General features: G+C 19.3%; 18 protein-coding genes and 1 pseudogene. 5 read left to right on the top strand and 14 right to left on the bottom strand.

Annotated elements, in window-relative coordinates:
• Positions 1-57: 57 nt before the first annotated feature.
• From obgE to rplM, 6 genes are all read right to left on the bottom strand, one after another.
• Positions 58-1,068, bottom strand: coding sequence for a GTPase ObgE (gene obgE, locus GJT83_RS02440; RefSeq protein ID WP_168892849.1), 1,011 nt, complete (start codon positions 1,066-1,068; stop codon positions 58-60).
• Between the two features lie 110 nt (positions 1,069-1,178).
• A complete protein-coding gene (rpmA, locus tag GJT83_RS02435) occupies positions 1,179-1,436 on the bottom strand; it encodes a 50S ribosomal protein L27 (protein WP_168892848.1) in 258 nt (85 codons plus the stop codon).
• A gap of 23 nt (positions 1,437-1,459) precedes the next feature.
• Positions 1,460-1,771, bottom strand: a complete 312-nt coding sequence (rplU, locus tag GJT83_RS02430; RefSeq protein ID WP_168892847.1) for a 50S ribosomal protein L21 — start codon at positions 1,769-1,771, stop codon at positions 1,460-1,462.
• Between the two features lie 46 nt (positions 1,772-1,817).
• Positions 1,818-3,074, bottom strand: a complete 1,257-nt coding sequence (gene murA / locus GJT83_RS02425; protein WP_168892846.1) for a UDP-N-acetylglucosamine 1-carboxyvinyltransferase — start codon at positions 3,072-3,074, stop codon at positions 1,818-1,820.
• Between the two features lie 154 nt (positions 3,075-3,228).
• On the bottom strand, positions 3,229-3,621 hold the full coding sequence (rpsI, locus tag GJT83_RS02420; RefSeq protein WP_168892845.1) for a 30S ribosomal protein S9: 393 nt from the start codon (positions 3,619-3,621) through the stop codon (positions 3,229-3,231).
• 13 nt (positions 3,622-3,634) lie between these two features.
• Complete coding sequence (rplM, locus tag GJT83_RS02415) at positions 3,635-4,060, bottom strand: 50S ribosomal protein L13 (RefSeq protein WP_168892844.1); 426 nt, start codon at positions 4,058-4,060, stop codon at positions 3,635-3,637.
• Between the two features lie 322 nt (positions 4,061-4,382).
• On the opposite strand from rplM, the gene argR reads away from it, so the two are divergent.
• Positions 4,383-4,862 carry a transcriptional regulator ArgR gene (gene argR / locus GJT83_RS02410; RefSeq protein WP_168892843.1) on the top strand — a complete coding sequence of 160 codons (480 nt, stop codon included), beginning with the start codon at positions 4,383-4,385 and terminating at the stop codon, positions 4,860-4,862.
• Between the two features lie 24 nt (positions 4,863-4,886).
• Here argR and serS read toward each other — a convergent pair whose 3' ends face one another.
• Positions 4,887-6,170: a serine--tRNA ligase gene (gene serS / locus GJT83_RS02405; protein WP_168892842.1), complete on the bottom strand. Its 1,284-nt coding sequence runs from the start codon at positions 6,168-6,170 to the stop codon at positions 4,887-4,889.
• Between the two features lie 174 nt (positions 6,171-6,344).
• On the opposite strand from serS, the gene trxB reads away from it, so the two are divergent.
• Positions 6,345-7,310, top strand: a complete 966-nt coding sequence (trxB, locus tag GJT83_RS02400; RefSeq protein ID WP_168892841.1) for a thioredoxin-disulfide reductase — start codon at positions 6,345-6,347, stop codon at positions 7,308-7,310.
• Positions 7,311-7,363: 53 nt separating this feature from the next.
• Here trxB and infA read toward each other — a convergent pair whose 3' ends face one another.
• The 6 genes and pseudogenes from infA to ppa all read right to left on the bottom strand — a co-directional run bounded on the left by infA (position 7,364) and on the right by ppa (position 14,967).
• Positions 7,364-7,582 (bottom strand): translation initiation factor IF-1, encoded by a 219-nt coding sequence (gene infA, locus GJT83_RS02395; protein WP_168892840.1) that lies wholly within the window; start codon positions 7,580-7,582, stop codon positions 7,364-7,366.
• Between the two features lie 32 nt (positions 7,583-7,614).
• Entirely contained in the window at positions 7,615-9,378 is a 1,764-nt protein-coding gene (locus tag GJT83_RS02390) for an ATP-binding cassette domain-containing protein (RefSeq protein ID WP_168892839.1), read from the bottom strand.
• A gap of 35 nt (positions 9,379-9,413) precedes the next feature.
• Positions 9,414-11,129, bottom strand: a complete 1,716-nt coding sequence (locus GJT83_RS02385; RefSeq protein WP_168892838.1) for an ATP-binding cassette domain-containing protein — start codon at positions 11,127-11,129, stop codon at positions 9,414-9,416.
• A 96-nt stretch (positions 11,130-11,225) separates the two neighbouring features.
• Entirely contained in the window at positions 11,226-12,509 is a 1,284-nt protein-coding gene (gene eno, locus GJT83_RS02380; protein ID WP_168892837.1) for a phosphopyruvate hydratase, read from the bottom strand.
• 12 nt (positions 12,510-12,521) lie between these two features.
• Positions 12,522-14,148 (bottom strand): annotated as a pseudogene (gene pyrG, locus GJT83_RS02375) (CTP synthase).
• A gap of 282 nt (positions 14,149-14,430) precedes the next feature.
• On the bottom strand, positions 14,431-14,967 hold the full coding sequence (gene ppa, locus GJT83_RS02370; protein WP_168892836.1) for an inorganic diphosphatase: 537 nt from the start codon (positions 14,965-14,967) through the stop codon (positions 14,431-14,433).
• A 116-nt stretch (positions 14,968-15,083) separates the two neighbouring features.
• On the opposite strand from ppa, the gene pmbA reads away from it, so the two are divergent.
• From pmbA to rpoZ, 3 genes are all read left to right on the top strand, one after another.
• Positions 15,084-16,427 carry a metalloprotease PmbA gene (gene pmbA, locus GJT83_RS02365; protein ID WP_168892835.1) on the top strand — a complete coding sequence of 448 codons (1,344 nt, stop codon included), beginning with the start codon at positions 15,084-15,086 and terminating at the stop codon, positions 16,425-16,427.
• 82 nt (positions 16,428-16,509) lie between these two features.
• The gene (gene gmk / locus GJT83_RS02360; protein WP_168892834.1) at positions 16,510-17,136 is read left to right on the top strand and encodes a guanylate kinase; all 627 of its coding nucleotides are present in this window, start codon (positions 16,510-16,512) and stop codon (positions 17,134-17,136) included.
• A 45-nt stretch (positions 17,137-17,181) separates the two neighbouring features.
• Positions 17,182-17,445, top strand: coding sequence for a DNA-directed RNA polymerase subunit omega (gene rpoZ, locus GJT83_RS02355; protein WP_168892833.1), 264 nt, complete (start codon positions 17,182-17,184; stop codon positions 17,443-17,445).
• Between the two features lie 129 nt (positions 17,446-17,574).
• Here rpoZ and gyrB read toward each other — a convergent pair whose 3' ends face one another.
• Positions 17,575-19,983: a DNA topoisomerase (ATP-hydrolyzing) subunit B gene (gene gyrB / locus GJT83_RS02350; RefSeq protein WP_168892875.1), complete on the bottom strand. Its 2,409-nt coding sequence runs from the start codon at positions 19,981-19,983 to the stop codon at positions 17,575-17,577.
• Positions 19,984-20,040: the final 57 nt, after the last annotated feature.

Genomic DNA, 20,040 nt, shown 5'->3' with positions numbered 1-20,040 from the left:
CTTTTCATAGTCCAAATAAATTATATTTTAATTGATAAAAAATTAATAAAATTAAATTTATTTATTTATATTCTTTTTTATATATTCAAAAATATTACAACATAATTTTTTTATTCCAATATTATTTTTAGATGATATTAAATAATATTTTTTTATATATTTAAATTTTATTAATACTTTTTTTATATATATATCAATATTTTTATTATTTTTTAATAAATCAATTTTATTAAAAATTAACCATTGTTCTTTTAAAAAAAGATTTCGGTTAAATTTTTTTAATTCATTATTAATAATATTAATATTATTAATTATATTTTTATTAGAAATATCAACTAAATGTAACAATAAATTACATCTTTCTAAATGTTTTAAAAAATTTAAACCTAAACCTTTTCCTAATGAAGCATTTTTAATAATTCCAGGAATATCTGCTATGAAAAAAGTATTACCAATATTATTTTTAACAACTCCTAATATAGGTTTAATTGTTGTAAATGGATAATTACCAATTTTAGTTTTTGCTTTAGATATATTTTTAACAAAAGTTGATTTACCTGTATTAGGAAGACCTAACATTCCTACATCAGCTATTAAAATTAACTCTAATTTTAAAATTTTTTTCTCACCTAAACATCCTTTAGTATTTTGATAAGGAGTTCTATTAATAGAAGTTTTAAAATTTATATTACCTAATCCATATTTTCCACCTTTAACAATTAAAACTTTTTGATTATTTTTATTTAAATCTGCTAATATTATTTTTTTTTGTAAATCAATAACTCTTGTTCCTATTGGAATAATTAAAACTAAATCTTTTCCTTTTTTACCTGTACATTGATTTTTTTCTCCAGGAAATCCATTTTCAGCAAAATAATGGTTTTGAATATGAAATTTATTTAATGTATTAATATTATGATTTGTTAATAAATAAATATTACCACCATTACCACCATTACCGCCATTAGGTCCTCCTTTAGATATATATTTTTCTCTTAGAAAACTAATACATCCATCTCCTCCTTTACCTGCTGTTACAAATATTTTTGCTTCATCAAAAAATTTCACTATTACTCCAAATTAAATATTTTTAAAATAATAAATTTAATATATTCAAAATTTGATAAGTATTTTTTTTAAAAATTTAATTTTATAATAAAATATTATAAAAAAATTATTTATATAGTTAATATATGAATATATTTTTTACGTTTTATTCCTTTAATTGTAAATTTCACTATTCCATTTTTTATAGCAAATAGAGTATGATCTCTACCACATCCTACATTTTTTCCAGCATGAAATTTTGTTCCTCTCTGACGTACAATAATAGATCCTGCTTGTATCTTTTCTCCTCCAAAATGTTTTATGCCTAATCTTTTAGAATGTGAATCTCTACCATTTCTTGAAGAACCACCAGCTTTTTTATGAGCCATAAATTATACCTCTTATTTAATCTCTAAGTTTTAATTTTAACTATTTTAATAGTAGTTACAATTTGACGATGTCCTTGTATTTTACAGAAATGTTTTCTTCTATGAAATTTAATTATTTTAATTTTTTTATTTCGTTTATGAGAAATTATTTTAGCTTTTATTAATGCTCCTGTAACTAAAGGTTTACCTATTTTAAAATTATTTTTATTATGTATTAATAATACATCATTAAATTTTATTTCTTCTCCTATATTACCTTTAATTTTTTCTAATTTTATAATTTGACCTTCTATAACTTTATATTGTTTTCCACCATTATTAAAAATAGCATACATGTATATATTTCCTTATTTATAAATATGTTATATAAAAAATATTATTTCAATATTTTATTCTTTGAATATGTGCTCCTAAATTAGAAAGTTTATTTTCAATATTTTCATATCCACGATCTATATGAGAAATATTATTAATTATAGTAATTCCAGAAGCAATACATCCAGCTAATACTAAAGTTACAGAAGATCTTAAATCTGTTGCCATAACTTCAGCACTAGAAAGTGATTTAACTCCTTTACATTTTAACATATTATTTTTTAATATTACATTTGCACCCATACGTATTAGTTCTGGTACATACATAAAACGATTTTCAAAAATATTTTCTTTAATTATACTAATACCATTTGATACTAAATTTAACAATGCAAATTGAGATTGCATATCAGTAGGAAATTTAGGATAAGGACCTGTTGTTATATTTACTGATTTTGGTCTCTGACCATGCATATTTATGCTACACCAATTTTTTCCAGTTTTAATTTCAGCACCAGTTTTTTTTAATTTTTGTAAAACTATATTTAAATCATTAGGATTAGTATTTTTACATAATATTTTACTTTTACATATTGCAGCTGCTACTAAAAAAGTTCCTGTTTCTATTCTATCTGATATTATAGTATAAATACCTCCTTTCAATTTTTTCACTCCTTTAATAATAATTTTATTTGTTCCTACACCTTGTATATTCGCACCCATTTTATTTAAAAAATTAGCTAAATCTTTTATTTCTGGTTCTTTAGCTGCATTTTCTATAATAGTAATACTACATGCTAATGTAGCTGCTAATATTATAGTAATAGTCGCTCCTACACTAACATTTTTCATACGTATTATTTTGCCTTGAAATTTTTTTTTTATATATCCTTGAATATGATTTTTTTTTATATTAATTTTTGCACCTAATATTTGTAAACTATTTATATGTAAATCGATAGGTCTATTACCAATAGAACATCCTCCAGGAAAAGCTATATTTACTTTTCCAAGTCTTGTTAATAATGGACCTAAAATCCAAATTGAAGCTCTAATTAATTTAATTAAATAAGAAGGAGGATTATATCGTAATAGACTACTAGAATCTATTCTTAATGTTTTTTTTTTCTTAATATTGACTCCTAATTTTATTAAAATTTTAATTGCTATATCAATATCTTTTAATTTAGGAATATTTTTTATTTCTATTGGTTCTTTAATTAAAAGTGACGCAAATAATATTGGTAATGCTGCGTTTTTAGATCCAGAAATAATTACTTGTCCTTTAAGTTTTACAGGTCCTTTAATAATAAATTTATCCATTGTAATTATTCTCTATAATAAAAAATTTTAAATATTTAAAATAATTATAAAAATTAAATTTTAAAAAATAAATATTTAATAATTTTAAATTGAAATTTAAAATTATTAATAATAAATAGAAATATTTTTTATATCTATAATAAATAATAATTTATTAACGTTTAGAAAATTGAGAACTTTTTCTAGCTTTTTTTAAGCCTACTTTTTTTCTCTCTACTTTACGATCATCACGAGTAATAAATCCAGCTTTTCTTAATTCTACTTTATAAGTATTATTATATTTTATTAAAGCTCTAGTAATTCCATGACGTATAGCTCCTGCTTGTCCTGAAATTCCTCCACCTTTAACTGTAATATATAAATCTAATTGATTATTAATTTTTAATAATTCTAAAGGTTGTAATACTATCATTCGAGATGTATTTCTAGAAAAGTATTTATCTAAAGATTTATTATTTATATTAATTAATCCATTACCTTTTTTAAGAAAAACTCTAGCAGAAGAACTTTTTCTTCTTCCTGTTGCATAATTTTTATATAAAATCATTATAATTATCCAATTAAATATTTAAAATATGATGTTTTTGAGCAGTATGTTTATGTTTATTCCCAGAATAAATTTTTAATCTCTTTAATATTAAATAACCTATTTTATTTTTAGGTAACATTCCTTTTACGGCATGTTTTATGACCCTATTTGGATGTTTAGTGATTAATTCATTGAATGATATTTTTTTTATTCCACCAGAATATCCACTATGACTATAGTATATTTTATTTTTTCTTTTATTTCCTGTTACTTGAATTTTTTCCGCATTAATTACAGTAATATAATCACCTCCATCTATATGAGGACTATAAGTTGTTTTATGTTTTCCCATTAAATAATGAGCTATTATTGTAGCTAATCTACCTAAAATTTTTTCTTGAGCATCAATAAGATACCAATTATGTTTATTTTTTATTTTATTTTTAAAATGATACATATTAAAAATTACCTAAAAATATAAATTTTATAATTTTAAAAAATAAAATTTATTTATAAAATGATTTAATGTTTATCAAACATATGATAATATTTTTAATTAGTAAAATCAATTTATCTTTATAATTAAAAGGTTTCATTTTTTATTGAAAATAATTAAATATTTATTGACTTTTAAAGTAAATTTAGATTAATATTATTGACTAAAAATTAATATTTTATTAATTTATTTAAATAAAATAAGTTAATTTTTTTATCCTTATTACTAATAATTTTAGTCATATATAAAAAATAATGTTATTTTTTATTTTATTGGTGACTTTATGAGTACTATTTCTATAAAAAAAAAAGAAGAAATTTTAGTAAAAATTTTTAAAAATTTAATTAAGGAAGAAAAATTTAGTACACAAATTGAAATTGTACATGCATTACAAGAAGAAGGTTTTAATAATATTAATCAATCTAAAGTTTCTAGGATGTTAACAAAACTTGGTGCTGTAAGAACTAGAAATGCAAAAATGGAAATAGTTTATTCTTTTCCTTTAGATTTAAGAGCTCCAAATACTACTAGTCCTTTAAAAAATTTAGTTTTAGATATTGATTATAATGATATTTTAATTATTATTCATACTAGTCCAGGAGCTGCTCAATTAATAGCTCGTTTATTAGATTCTTTAGGAAAATCAGAAGGAATTCTTGGTACTATTGCTGGAGATGATACTATTTTTGTTATTCCAACACGCTTATTTAAAACTATTGATTTATATCATACTATTAAATTTTTATTTGAACAAAATTTTTAATTTGATATTTTATTAAAAAAATCGTTATTTAATATTAAAAGATGATTTTTTCATATATGGTTTTAAAATATTAGGTATTTTAATACTACCATCTTTTAATTGATAATTTTCCATTATAGCAGCTAAAGTTCTTCCAACTGCTAATCCAGAACCATTTAATGTATGTATAAAGATATTTTCATTTTTTTTTGTTTTATATCTTGCTTTTATTCTTCTAGATTGAAAATCAGACATATTAGAACAAGAAGAAACTTCATAGTATTTTTTTTTTGATGGAAACCATACTTCTAAATCATATGTTTTACTAGAAGAAAAACCCATATCTCCTGTACATAAAAGCATTTTTCTATAAGGTAATTCTAAAAGTTTTAATACTTTTTCTGCATGTTGTGTAATAACTTCTAATGTTTTTGAAGAATCTTCAGGACGTACTAATTGTACTAATTCAACTTTATCAAATTGATGTGTACGAATTAAACCTTTATTATATCTTCCGTAAGAACCTACTTCAGATCGAAAACATGGACTATGTGCTACAAACTTTATTGGTAATTCATTTTCTTTTATTATTTTATTATAAACTATATTAGTTAATGGAACTTCTGCGGTAGGAATTAAAGAATATTTATTTTTATCATAATATTTGATCGGTTTTACGTGGAAAATATCATCACTAAATTTTGGTAATTGTCCAGTACCATATAAAGTTTTATTTTTAACTATATAAGGAACATAAATTTCTTCATAATTATGATAAAAAACGTGTAAATCTAACATAAATTGAATTAAAATTCTATGTAGATATGCTATTAATCCTCTCATTACTATAAATTTTGATCCACTTAAAATAATTCCTGATTTAAGATCAATTCCATTATTTAATAACCCTAATTCTACATGATCTTTAATTGGAAAATCATAAAATAAAATTTTACCCCATTTTTTTATTTCTTTATTATCTTTACTATTTTTTCCATAAGGAACATCATCTGATGGAATATTTGGAATAGTATCATAAATATTTTTTATATTTTTTTTAACATCAATTAATTTTAATTTTAAAACAGATAGTTCATCATTAATTTTATTAATTTGAGTTTTTAAACAATCAAAATAATTAGCTTTTTTTTTTATTAAATTATTAGATTTATCCTTTTTTTCTATTTGTAATTTTTCTATTTTAATTTGTAATTTTTTTCTTTTTTTTTCTAATTCATTTATTAATTTTTTATTTAGAATAAAATTTCTTTTTTTAAGAATTTGAGATACATAATCTATATTATAACGAAATAAATTAGGATCTAACATAATATTTTAATACCTTATATATTTTTTATTTTCATGTTTTATGATAATAATGGATTATTTATATAAAATTAATTATTAATATTTTATATTAAAAAATATATTATTAATATAATTAGTTTATAATGAATAAAAAAATTTTAAAATAACTTTGGATGAAATTTAATAAAAATATTTATGAATAATATACAACATACAAAACTTTTAATTTTAGGTTCTGGACCAGCAGGATATACTGCAGCTATATATTCTGCAAGAGCAAATTTAAATCCAATTTTAATAACAGGAATAGATATAGGTGGACAATTAACTAAAACTACAAATGTAGAAAATTGGCCTGGAAATTTTCCTAATATATCTGGTAATAAATTAATGGATAATTTACATAATCATGCATTATATTTTAAAACAAATATAATAAATGATTATATATTAAAGGTAGATTTAAAACAAAAGCCTTTTTTTTTAACGGGAAATTTTTTTAAATATACATGTGATAGTTTAATTATTGCTACAGGAGCAGTACCAAAATTTTTGGGTTTAGATTCAGAAAAAAAATTTATAGGAAAAGGTATTTCTTCTTGTGCTATTTGTGATGGATCATTCTATTATAATAGAAAAATTGCTGTAATCGGTGGTGGTAATACTGCTATAGAAGAAGCTTTATATTTATCTAATATTGCTTCAGAAGTTCATTTAATACATCGAAAATCTTATTTTAGTGCTGAAAAAATATTAATTAATAAACTATTAGATAAAGTAAAAAATAATAATATTATTTTACATAATCCTTATATAGTAAAAGAGATATTAGGTAATCAGTTTGGAGTAACAGGAATAAAAATTTTTTCTTCTACAAATATAGAAAATTATAAAATAATAAATTTATATGGTATTTTTATTTCTATAGGAACTATACCAAATACTAATTTGTTTAAAAATTTATTAAAATTAGATAATAATGGATATATTATTACTAATCATATATCCAAAAATAAATTTAATTTTACACAAACTAGTATTTCAGGTATTTTTGCTGCAGGTGATGTTATGGATAATGTTTATAGACAAGCTATTACATCAGCAGCTACTGGTTGTATGGCAGCTGTAGATGCTCAAAATTATTTAAGGAAAAATTTTTAAATATTATAATTTCCTATTTTAAAATTTAAATATTTTTAAATATATACTAAATATTAGCGACTACGAAAAATTATTCTTCCTTTACTTAAATCGTAAGGTGTTAATTCTACAGTAACTTTATCTCCTGTAAGTATTCTAATATAATTTTTTCTCATTTTTCCTGAAATATGAGCAGTAACTATATGTCCATTATCTAATTTTACATGAAATACAGTATTAGGTAATGTATTTAAAACTATTCCTTGCATTTCTATATTATCTGATTTCGACATTAATGCGTTTCCTTTATTATTTATAATAATATTTAAATACCATCTTTATTATTTTCTATATTATTTTTTATATAATTCCAATATTTACCTTTTTTATTTACTAAATAATTATGATGTCCTTTTTCAACAAAATAACCATTATCCATAAAATATATACAATCCATTTTTTTTATAATATTAATGTTGTGAGTAATAATTATTATTGTTTTTTTTTTAAATATAGAAAATATTAATTTTAAAATATTATAAGACGTAATATGATCTAAACCTTCTGTTGGTTCATCTAATAATATTAAATTTCCATTATGTAATATTGCTCTTGCAATAGCTAATCTTTTTAATTCTCCACCTGATAAACTTCTTCCTCCTTCTCCCATCCATAATTCTAAACCTTGACTATTATTAATTAATTTATTTAATCCTACAAGATTTATAATTTTTATTAAATATTTATAATCGATATTACAATCATTTTGTTTATCTAATAACAAATTATTTTTTAATGTATCACTAAATAAATAGACACGTTGATTTATTACACTTATATTTTTTCTTAAAGAAGGTAAATTCCATAATTTTAAATTAATATTATTTAAATAAATTATTCCTTTAGTAGGATCCCAAGCTCTTGTTAATAACATTAATAATGTTGATTTACCACAACCATTATGTCCAGTAATAGCTATTTTTTCATTATTATTTATAAATAAAGATAAATTTTTTAAAATTAATAAAGGTTGTTGAGGATAATGAAAAGAAATATTTTTTATATTTATAATAATATTATTATTATATTTTTTTAAACATTTATTTATTTTTAAAAAATTTATAGTTGGTTTTTGATGTATAATCATAAAAATTTTTTTAGCTGACAATAATATTTCACTAATATTATGAAAAATATTACCTATAGGTAATAACATATTAGATAATGTAATTAAACAAAGTAAAAAAGATAAAAAATAAAACTTAGAATTAAAATTATTAAATAAATATAAATTACTATATATTAATAAAATTAATATATTAATTCCATTAATAATAATTATTATTGATTGTGATTGTGAATTATAATTATTTTTTTTATATTGTATTTTTTGCCATTGTATTTCTAAAAAATTAATTTTTTTTCTAATTATATTTATACCTTCAAATATTCTATATTCTGTTTGATAATATAAATAATTACTCATATAAAAATAATATTCATTTCTAAAATAAATATTATTTTTTCCTATTGGTTTACTTAAATTATAAAAATATATTGTATATAATAATAATGAAAAAAATAAAATTAAAAAAAGTATAATAGATAATATAAAACAAAAAAAACTTAAATTAATTAATAGAATAATAGTAGTTATAAATAAACTAATAATAGGAGATATAATCTGTATATATAAATAATCTAAAATTTCAATATCTGAAATTAATGTATTTAATATATTACTATTATTTAAATATTTAAAATTAGAAGGATATAAAGGAAAAATTTTACGGAGAATAATAATTCTTAAATTTTTTAATAAACGTAAAGTATTATCATGTTTTATAATTTTTTCAAAATATTTTGTAAAAGTTTTTATAATTGAAATTAATCTAATAATAGCTGAAGGAACTATATAATTATAACTAATATTAGTAAGCGTAAAGAAAAAAGTAGAAGTTAATAACCAACCAGATATAACTGATAAAAAAATAGTCATTAAATTAGTAATAATTGTTATTATTATACCAAAAAAAAGAATTTTTATATATTTTTTATAATTTTTTAAAAAATATAATAAGCATAACACTTAATTATTACTCCTATTTTACATATTTAAATTTTTTATTTAATAATTTTATTATATTTTATTTTTTCTATGATTTTTCCATTATCCATTTTCCATATTTGATGACAAAAATCAATTTGATATAATTTATGTGTTATCATTAAAATTGTTTTTGTATATTGAAAATTATATAAAGAATTAATAATATCTTTTTCACTATTCATATCAATATGTGCAGTAGGTTCATCTAATAATAATAAAATATGGTTTTTAATTAATGCTCTTGCTATAATTATTCTTTGTATTTGTCCTACTGATAATTTAATATTTTGTTCACTAATAATTGTATCTAAACCATTAGGAAAATCTTTTAAAAATTTTTGTATACCTGTAATTTTAATAATATTTTGTATTTTTTTTATATTAATATCTTTATTAAAAAATAAATTTTCTCTTATTGTTTTTGAAGGAAGACCAGAATTTTGTCCAACCCAAGATATTTTTTTATACCAATCATTTAAATTTATATTTTTAAGTTCAATATTATTAATTTTTAATGATCCATTATATGGTAAAAATCCTAAAAAAACATTAAATAATGTACTTTTACCACAACCACTAGGACCTATTACTGCTATATGTTCTCCATTAAAAATTTTAAATGAAAGTGGTCCTATTAATATATCTCCTTCTAAACTTTTTACTATTAAATTTTTAGCTATAATTATAATATTATTTTCATCAAAAGATAAATTATTTATTTTTAAATATTTTTTTTTAGGATGATTTGTTAAAAATTGTAAAATTAAATCTGCTGCTCCTATAGATTTAGATTTAATATGATAAAGTAATCCTAAATTAATAAAATATTGAAAATATTCAGAAATTAAAATTAATACAAAAAAACCATTAAATATTTTTATTTTATTTCCATAAAAACCTAAATTAATAATATTTAAATATGAAAAACTAAAATAAATAGAAATGGAAGCTAATGCAATAGAAGAAAAAAATTCTAAAACAGCAGATGTTAAAAAAGCAATTTTTAAAATTTCCATATTTTTTTTTCTAAATTTTTTAATATAAATAGTAATTTTATGAATTTCTATTTTACTTAAATTAAATAAACGTATTGTTTCTATACCTAATAATCTATCTAAAAATAAACCATTTAATATAGATAATATTTTAAAATTTTTTTTACTTTTTTTAATTGTTTGACTACCAATTATTATAATAAATAACATAGTAAATATACTAATTATTATTAATAATAAACTTGCAAGCCAACTAATAAATGATATTGTTACTAATATTATTATAGGAGATACAATTGATACTAATAATTGAGGAATATATTTACTATAAAAATCTTGTAAATTTTCAGTTTGATCTATTATAAGTGATAATATACTACCTAATGTTTTATTTTTTATATTCACTATATAAATTTTTTCAAATTTATCTAAAATTTTTTTTCTAATATAATTTTTTACTAATTGACTATAATCATAATTAATATTATTAATTATAATATTTAATAATGATCTAGCTATAAAACATAAAAATATTATTATACAATAATAAAATATTTTTTTTTTATTTTCTTGAAAAAATAAATATTGAACTTGAATTGCTAAAATCCAATTTTGTAAAATTATTATACTTGTATTTAAAATATTTAATAAAAATGAAAATTTTAATAATTTACTTGTAAATATACTTTGTTTTTTCAACCATTTTATTAATTTTTTTTCTTTATATTGTGTCATATTAACAAATAATAATTTATTATTATATTTAGTATATGATATATAAAATAAAATATAATTATTAAAAATAAAATATATAAATTTTTATTAATAAAATTATATATATTTAAAAGAAGCTAAAGGAGCTAAACCATTTAATTTTTCTTCTATTCTTATTAATTGATTATATTTTGCTGTTCTTTCTGAACGACTCATTGATCCTGTTTTTATTTGTCCAGCATTAACACCTACAGATAAATCTGCAATAAAAGTATCTTCTGTTTCTCCAGAACGGTGAGATATTATTACTTTATATCCTTTTTCTTTTGCTATTTTAATAGTAGATAATGTTTCTGATAAAGAACCTATTTGATTAAGTTTTATTAAAATAGCATTAGCTATACCAAGATTTATACCTTTTTTTAGAAGTTTTTTATTAGTTACAAATAAATCATCACCAACTAATTGAATTTTATTTCCTAATTTTTCTGTTTGGTAAGCAAATCCTTCCCAGTCAGATTCATCTAATCCATCTTCTATAGAAATAATAGGATATTTTTTTATTAAATTAGAAAAAAATTTAGTTAATTCTTTATAATTTAAAATTAATCCTTCACCTTTTAAATAATATTTTTTATTATGAAATAATTCAGAAGCAGCACAATCAATAGCAAAAGTAATATCTTTTCCTAAAATAAATCCAGAATTTTTTATAGCTTCAGAAATAATATCAAATGCATCACTATTTTTATTTAAATTTGGTGCAAAACCACCTTCATCTCCTACAGAAGTAATTAATTTATAAGATTTTAATACTTTATATAAATGATGAAAAATTTCTGATCCAATTTGAATTGCTTCTTTTATATTTTTTGCACAAACAGGTTGTATCATAAATTCTTGAATATCAAGATTATTATCTGCATGTTTTCCTCCATTAATAATATTAATCATTGGTAATGGCATTGTAAAATCATTAGATGTTCCATTTATATCAGATATATATTGATATAAAGGAATTTTTTTAAAAATAGAAGCTGCTCTAGCGTTTGCTAATGATACAGCTAAAATAGCATTTGCTCCAAGAATAGATTTTTTTTCTGTACCATCTAAATTAATCATAAGATTATCAATATTAATTTGATCTAAAGAATCTTGATTTATTAAAATTTTATTTATATATTTATTAATTGAATTAATAGCTTTTAAAACACCTTTACCTAAAAAACGATTTTTATCGTTATCACGTAATTCTACTGCTTCTTTTGAACCAATTGAAGCTCCAGATGGAACAGAAGCTATACCAATAGATCCATTATTTAATTGTACTTCTGCTTCAACAGTTGGATTACCTCTAGAGTCTATTATTTCTCTACCAATAATTTTTTTTATTTTAGACATTTTTTATCCTATTTAAAAATTTAATTTAGGTTTTTTTTTATTAGCTGCTTTAATGAATCCTATAAATAATGGATGTCCATTATGAGGATTATAAATAAATTCTGAATGAAATTGACAACCAATAAACCATGGATTACTAGGAATTTCAATAATTTTAATAAATAATTGATCTATTAATCTTTCTGCTATTAATAAACCACATTTAGTTAGTTTATTAATTAATGAATTATTTACTTTATATTTATGACGATATATTTCAATAATAAAGTTAGATTTATAAAATTGATATAATAAACTAAATTTATTTAATTTATACTTTTGGTTTCCTAATCTTATTTTTACCTGTAATTTTTTTATATTTAAATAATTATTTTTATTTTTTCTAATTAATTTTATAATAAAATTTTTATAATTTGAATTAAATTTAGCCGAATCAGTATTAATTATACCAATAATATTACGTACAAATTTAATTAAAGCTATATGAATACCTAAATATATTCCAAAATAAGGAATATTTTTTTTTCTTTCATATTGTACTGTTTTTAATTTTACCTGAATACCTCTAGAACAAAAGTCTCCAGAAATTAAAATACCATCAGATTTATTTAAAATATTTATTCCTTCTATTTATATTCATTCAGAACTAATTAATTTAATATTTACATGAACTTGATTTTTTTAAATCCTACATGTTTTAATGCTTCTATTACTGATTTATATGTATCTATTAATTTAGTATATTTTCCTAATATACTTATATTAACATATCCTTTTGAATTTAATTCTATATTAATTATTGTATTACATTTAGTAAGTTTAGTATTTGGAAAATTAAATTTAAATTTATTATATAAATAATTATCTAAACCTTGTTTTTTAAGTAAAATAGTTATTTTATATATAGAACTAACATTTTTAAAATAAATGATTACTTGTTTTGATAAATTATAAAATGATGCAATTTTTGTTTTTTTCAAGATTAGTTATTAAATAATTTGATCGACAAATTAATAAATCTGGTTGAATTACTATTAATAATAATTTTTTAACAGAATGTTGTGTTGGTTTTGTTTGCATTTCTCTAATAGTTTTTATATATGGTAATAAAGTTAAGTGAATATAAATTATTTTATCTTTTTCTATATTAACTGCTATTTAATGAATAGCTTTAAGAAAAGATAAAGATTCTATATCTCCAACTATACCTCCAACTTCTACTAATATTATATCATATTTTTTATTTCCTAAATTAGTTATATTTTTTTTAATAGTATTAGTGATATGAGGAATTACTTAAATTGTTAATCCAAGATAATTTCCTTGTCTTTCTTTTTTTAAGACTTCAAAATATATGTAACCAGCAGTAAAGTTATTATAACGAAACATTCTAGTTGTTATAAATTTTTCTTAATGTCCAAGATCTAGATCAGTTTCAGTACCATCCATCACTAGTAACAAATATTTCTCCATGTTACGTAGGATTAATAGAAGTATTAAGATAAAAATCTAATTTAATTATAGTTATTTTTAATCCTCTATTTTTAAGAATAGAAGAAGCTAATGAAGCTATAGTAATTCCTTTACCTAGAGAAAAAGTTACTCCTCCAGTAATAAAAAAAATATATTTTACATTCATTCTTATTCCAAGAATTTTAGCATTTAAAATAAATAATATTTATAACTAATAAAATTAAATTTAAAAAAAATTTTAATTAAATTTAAATTATATTAATTCTATAAAATTTTTTTTATTTTAAAAAATTAATAGTATTTAATATTTTTTATAAATAAAATTAATAATAATTAAATAATATTTATATATAAATATTATTTAATTATTATAAAATTATTCAGTTACTTAAAATATTATAAATAAATATTTTTTAAAAAATAAATATATAAATAAATACTTAAAAATTTATAAATATTTTTTTTTAAATCTACTAATAGAAAATAAAATTTCTTTTTTAGCAATATCTATATTATACCATTTATCAATTTTAACCCATTTTCCATCTTCTAAATCTTTATAATGTTTAAAAAAATGAGTTATTTGTTTTTTTAAAAAAATAGATAAATCATTAATATCATTAATATTATTATATTCTTGAGAAATTTTTTTATGTGGAACAGCTATTATTTTAATATCTTCTCCAGATTCATCTGTCATATTTAATATACCAATAGGACGACATCTAATCACAGATCCAGGTAAAATAGGATATTGAGTAGGTACTAATACATCTAAAGGATCACCATCTAAAGATAACGTATTATTTATATAACCATAATTACAAGGATAAAACATTGTTGTAGAAATAAAACGATTAACAAATAATATTCCTGATTTTTTATCTACTTCATATTTTATTGGTTTTGAATTAGAAGATATTTCAATAATAACATTAATATCATCTGGTACTTTATTACCAGAAGACACTTTATTTAAGTTCATAATATATTTTTTAAATCATAAAATAATGAATTATTAAATAATAACAAAAATTTATTAAATATGTCAAAGAGTAATATATAATTAATAATATTAAAATATAAATAGAAAAAAAACAAATGGAAATATTTTCTACAATTATAGAAGAACGTAATATTTTAGAATCTAAAATGTTAGATTTTACAATATTAGCTAAAAAAGAAATTAAAAATTTTGAAATAACAATTAAAAAAATAATTGGTTTTAATACTCATATTCGTTATGGTATGATAAAAATATCAGAATTTTATAAAAATGAATCATTTTTTATTAATGTATATAAAAATTATCAAAAAGGTTATGCTGAAACTAATAATTTATCTATAAATAATATAAAAAATACAATAAATTACGCAGTAAATTTAAGTAATTATACGTCATATGATATATGTTTAGGATTGCCTAAATATAAATTATTAATATCAGATAATATTGATTTAAATCTTTTTCATATTTCTAAAATAAATAAAACAAAATGTATTCTTTTACTTAAAGAAAGTGAAGAAATTGCATTAAATATGGATAAACGTATTATTACTAGTAATGGAGGTGATTTTAATAGTTTTGCAGTGATTCATATATTTGCAAATAGTTTAGGAATATTACAGAGTTATATTTCTACATATTATTCGTTATATCTTTCTGTTATAGCTAAAGAAAATAATAAAATGGAATGTAATTATTCATATTCTATCTCAAGATCTATTATAGATTTATATCCTGCTGAAAAATTAGGTAAAGATAGTGCACAAAAATCATTAAATAAATTAGGATCTTGTAAAATAAAAACTCAAAAATCTCCAATAATTTTTTCAAGTGAAATAGCATTTTCTTTATTTAAACATTTAGCTGAATTAATTAATGGATATCATATTTATCAAAAACTAACATTTTTATTTAATTCATTAAATAAAATGATTTTTCCAGAATGGTTAAATATTATAGAAGATCCTCATGTTTTAAAAGGTTTAGGATCTAGACCATTTGATAATGAAGGAGTACGTACAAAAAAAACAATGATAGTAAAAAATGGGATATTAAAAAAATGGTTATTAAATAATTATACAGCAAATAAATTAAATATTGAAAATAATGGACATGCTGGAGGAATATATAATTGGTATATTAATAGTAAAAATTATATAAATTATAATACTTTAATAAAAAAAATGAATAAGGGATTAATTGTAACAGAATTAATGTCAGATGGAATTAATAGTATTACAGGAGACTATTCTCGTGGAGTATGTGGTTTTTGGGTTGAAAATGGAAAAATAAAATTTCCAGTAAGTGAAATTACAATATCTTCAAACCTAAAAAAAATATGGTTATCTATTTTAGAAATTAGTAATGATATTGAAAAAAAAAATTCTATACAATGTGGATCTATTCTTATATCTGAAATGACAATTTCAGGATTTTAATATGTATAATTAATATTATTCACAAATAATATTCTATAGAAAAATTATAATTTTTATATATTAATATTTATTTAAATGAATTATGACTACAGGAAACTTATTTATTATTTCAGCACCTAGTGGTACCGGTAAATCTTTACTTTTACAATTATTATTAAAAAATAATATTTTAAAATTTAATATAAAATTATCAATTTCTTATACAACTAGAATGAAACGTATAGGTGAAATAAATGGTAAAGATTATTATTTTATATCAAAAAAAAAATTTAAAAAAATGATAATAAATAATGAATTTTTAGAATATGCAAAAGTTTTTGGAAATTATTACGGTACTTCTAAAAAAAATATTGATAATTTTTTAAAAAATAATATAGATGTTTTTTTAAATATCGATTGGCAAGGAGCTATGCAAGTTAGAAAAAAAAAAACTCAAGTTTGTAGTATATTTATATTACCTCCATCAATAAATGAATTACATAGAAGATTATATATTAGAGGAAAAGATCATATAGATATAATTAATCAACGTATGTTACAATCAAAAAAAGAAATATATCATTTTCATGAATATGATTATTTAATTATTAATAATCATATTCATGATGCAATTTTTGATTTAAAAAATATTATTTATGCAGAACACTTAAAAACAAAAATACAATTTAATATATATAACAAACTTATTAAAAAATTATTAAAAGAATAAATTTTTCATTTGTTTTATATTATATTTTTTATATATAGGTTAAAAATGGCTAGATTAACTGTAGAAAATGCAATAAAAAAAATTGGTAATCGTTTTGATTTAATTCTTATAGCTGCAAAAAGAGCAAGACAAATACAAATAAGAGGTAAAAGTCCTTTATTATCTAAAGAAAATGATAAAACAACAGTTTTAGCATTAAGAGAAATTGAACAAGGATTAATAAATAAAGAAATTTTAAATAATTATGAACAACTTGAAAATCAAGAATTTCATTCTTTAAAAATTAAACCTATAAATATTAAATATTAATAAATAATTTTATTAAATAAATATTCAATTAAAAATTAATAGCAGTTACATATTATCTGTTTCTGCTATTTTATAAAAAAATAAAAATAATTTTAAATTATATTTTTTATTAATATTTAATTATTTATTTTAAATATCAATATTTATTACTTTTAAAGCATTATTTTTAATGAATAATCTTCTTGGTTCCACTTCATCTCCCATTAATGTAGAAAATAATTTATCTGCACTAATTGCATCTTTTATAGTAACTTTTAACATATTTCTAGTTAAAGGATTCATTGTTGTTTCCCATAATTGACTAGGATTCATTTCTCCTAATCCTTTATATCTTTGAATAGTAAAACTTTTTTTAGACTCTTTAAACAACCATTTTAAACCGTCTTCAAAACAAGTTATATATTTATATTTTTCATTTTTTTTTATAAGATAAATTTGATTTTTTTTAAGTAAATTTAATTTTTTTCCTAAAAAACAAATATGATGATATTCGTCACTATCAATAAAATTTTTATTTAAAAAATATTCACTTTTATTACCATATTTATTTTCATAAATTACTGGTTCAAAAATATTTAATTCTAAATTTTTTATAATATAACCAGAATATTTAATATTAGTAAATTTATTATTTAAATATAAAATAAAATTATTTAACCATAAATTAACATTTTCATAAGAATCTAATTTTTTTAATTGAAAATTATATAACAAAGAATGTAATATTTTAAATGTAAAACGAGATTTTAAGTATTTTGTTAATTTTTTAAAATTATTATATTCTTGAACTAATTTTAATAATTTATTTCCATATAATTCATCTTGTATTTTTTTAAAATAAAATATTGCTTTATTTAAAGCTATATTTAATTGAAAATTTTCCATTTCTTCATTATTTTTAATATAAGATTCTTTATTACCTCTTTTAATTTTATATAAAGGTGGTTGTGCTATATAAATATAACCTTTTTCAATAATTTCTGGCATTTGACGATAAAAAAAAGTTAATAATAAAGTTCTAATATGTGCTCCATCTACATCTGCATCTGTCATAATAATTATATTATGATAACGTAATTTTTCTAAATTATAATTTTCAGAACTAATATTACATCCTAATGCTGTAATTAAAGTAATAATTTCTTGAGAAGCTATAATTTTACTAAATCTAGCTTTTTCTACATTTAAAATTTTACCTTTTAAAGGTAAAATTGCTTGATTTTTTCTATTTCTTCCTTGTTTAGCAGAACCTCCAGCAGAATCTCCTTCAACTAAATAAATTTCAGATAATTTTGGATTATTTTCTTGGCAATCTGATAATTTTCCTGGAAGTCTAGATACCTCTGTAAAATTTTGATTACGAGTTATTTCTCTTGTTTTTCTAGCAGCATCTCGTACTTTTGCTGCATAAATTATTTTTTCTACTATATTTTTTGCATCTACAGGATTTTCTAATAAAAAAAACATTAATTGTTCATTTATACAAGATTCTACAGCAGATTTTACTTCAGAAGAGACAAGTTTATCTTTTGTTTGAGAAGAAAATTTTGGTTCTGAAAGTTTAATAGATATAATAGCTATTAATCCTTCTCTTGTATCTTCACCTATAGTATTTACTTTATTTTTTTTTACATATCCTTCTTTATCTATATAAGATTTTAAAGTTTTTGTTACAGAAGTTTTTAATCCTGATAAATGAGATCCTCCATCACATTGAGGAATATTATTTGTAAAACAATAAATACTTTCTTTAAAAGAGCTATTCCATTGCATAGCAACTTCAATATTAATATTGTCTTTTTTTTCATTACAATAAAAAATTTTTTTATGAATAGATTTTTTAATATTTAAATATTTTATAAAAGCTTTAATTCCTCCATTATAACAAAAATTATCTCGTTTATTATTATTTTCATCATGAATAGAAATAGAAATCCCTGGGTTTAAAAATGATAGTTCTCTTAATCTATTAGATAATATAAGATAGTTAAAACTTTTAATTTTAGTAAAAATTTTTTTACTAGGCCAAAAACGTATATGAGTTCCAGTATTTTTACTAATTCCTATAATATTTATTTTAGATTGAGGTATCCCATCATAATATAATTGTTTATATAATTTTCCATTTCTTTTAATAATTAATTCTAATTTTTCAGATAATGCATTTACTACGGAAATTCCAACTCCATGTAAACCACCGGATATTTTATATGATAAATTATCAAATTTTCCTCCAGAATGTAATACAGTCATAATTACTTCTGCTGCTGATGTATTTGTTTCTTTATGAATACCAGTAGGAATTCCTCTACCATCATCTTTAATAGAGATAGAATTATCATTATGTATTGTAATATTAATATGTTTACAATAACCAGATAGAGATTCATCAATAGCATTATCTACTACTTCAAATACCATATGATGTAATCCTGTACCATCATCTATATCTCCAATATACATTCCTGGTCTTTTTTTAACAGCATCAAGTCCTTTTAATATTTTTATACTAGATGAATCATAATAATTATTATTTATCAATGCTAACTCTCGTTTATGTTTAAAATAATCTAATAATTTTGATTATTATATAAA

Origin of the sequence: Enterobacteriaceae endosymbiont of Plateumaris pusilla, assembly GCF_012562765.1 — a bacterium.
Lineage (GTDB): Bacteria > Pseudomonadota > Gammaproteobacteria > Enterobacterales > Enterobacteriaceae.
The sequence above is the reverse complement of the archived record's forward strand: the minus strand, read 5'-3'. Positions and strand labels throughout refer to the sequence as shown.